This is a genomic window from Scytonema hofmannii PCC 7110 (genome assembly GCF_000346485.2).
In the GTDB taxonomy this organism is placed as follows: Bacteria; Cyanobacteriota; Cyanobacteriia; order Cyanobacteriales; family Nostocaceae; genus Scytonema; species Scytonema hofmannii.
Genome location: NZ_KQ976378.1, coordinates 1 through 1,216 on the forward strand (window position 1 = coordinate 1; position 1,216 = coordinate 1,216).

The 1,216-nt window shown below is 38.1% G+C and carries 2 protein-coding genes; both read right to left on the bottom strand.

From position 1 onward, the window contains the following. The coding region (locus WA1_RS51945; protein WP_148663127.1) for a hypothetical protein at positions 1-653 on the bottom strand (653 nt) is incomplete at its 3' end. 28 nt (positions 654-681) lie between these two features. Continuing rightward, positions 682-1,167, bottom strand: coding sequence for a PIN domain-containing protein (locus WA1_RS51950; RefSeq protein ID WP_017750209.1), 486 nt, complete (start codon positions 1,165-1,167; stop codon positions 682-684). Positions 1,168-1,216: the final 49 nt, after the last annotated feature.

Consider the following 1,216-nt stretch of genomic DNA (forward strand, 5'->3'; position numbering starts at 1 on the left):
CTTGAATTTTTATGACCAACTCCTAATATCAATTCTTTATAATCTTGTGCTGTAGCTTTTACTTTTGACAAAGCTTGCGTGTTAGTTTCTACAGATTCAAGAAGAGGTAAAGCTTTTTCCCCACCTATGATAGCACTACGGCTTAAGAGAGATTCTGCTAAACGTGGTTCAATACGCAGCCAATAATGTTGAGCAATCTTAATAAAACGTGAAACTAAAACATCATTATTTATCTTCCTCAAAGAGTCTTCTAGCCATCTTAAAATTACTTGAATAATATCTTGTATTACTGACCAAATCCACCATGATGCGACATCCTCAATCATTTGTCTAGAAATAGATTCAGCTGCTTCTTCTTTTAAAAATTCTGTGACTTGATTAAATTTGAAGTCATCTAATGTTGGCATCCTTTCTGCTAATTCTTCAGTTGAAAAATCCCAAGACTCCCTTATAGATTCTGGAATAGATTCTATAGGGGGAAGCGTAAGTAGTGAAATAGTTTCTAAGCATTGCTCTAAAGCATTGAGAGCTTCTTGAATCTCATTGTAACCGTAATTTAGTGTTTGAATTTTATGGCGACGCTGTGTATAACTACTTATCTGCCAGGGATCAGAAAGTCTAGGTAACATATGCGGGAAATTGTTAGTTTTCATATAAGCTTATATTCCACTAAAATTTCTACTAACGTTTTTCCTGTCTGTAGCGGCTCAAGAAACTCTCAATTAAAGAAGGCGAAGCTCGAAAAGTTGTAGATTGAAGTTGAAAGATGGCATTGGGAAAATCAAGTAGATCGCTCATTCCCGCACGATAGAGGATACCTAACAGTCCAGTGACTGTGAATCCACGATTACTCGCTGCTTGTCGTGCTTCCCAATCATCCATGATGAGAAGATTTGCTTTTAACGCGACTGCTAACGAAATGGCTTCGCACTCGCCAGAACCAAGTTTGCTTGGTAAATCTGAGAGTAAATGTTCAACTTTGTGAATTTCCAACCAATTCGGAGGTTGAGCAATCCAGTTTTGGACGATCGCATCAGCATTTTCATTTAAAAGTTCTTCCCGAACAGCATTAGGGATGATGATGCGTCCAAAAAGTTGCGGTAAGATACCAACTTGTCCAATTAATAACAAGTAGCACAGAGGAGAGGTGTCGCAAATGACAATCATCGTTCGCTAAGCACACGTTCGAGGTTGTCTAAGTCTTGTACTAAGTCAG

Excerpts from the sequence above, each read along its gene's own strand:
- WA1_RS51950 (WP_017750209.1), bottom strand. The coding sequence starts at position 1,167 with ATGATTGTCATTTGCGACACCTCTCCTCTGTGCTACTTGTTATTAATT.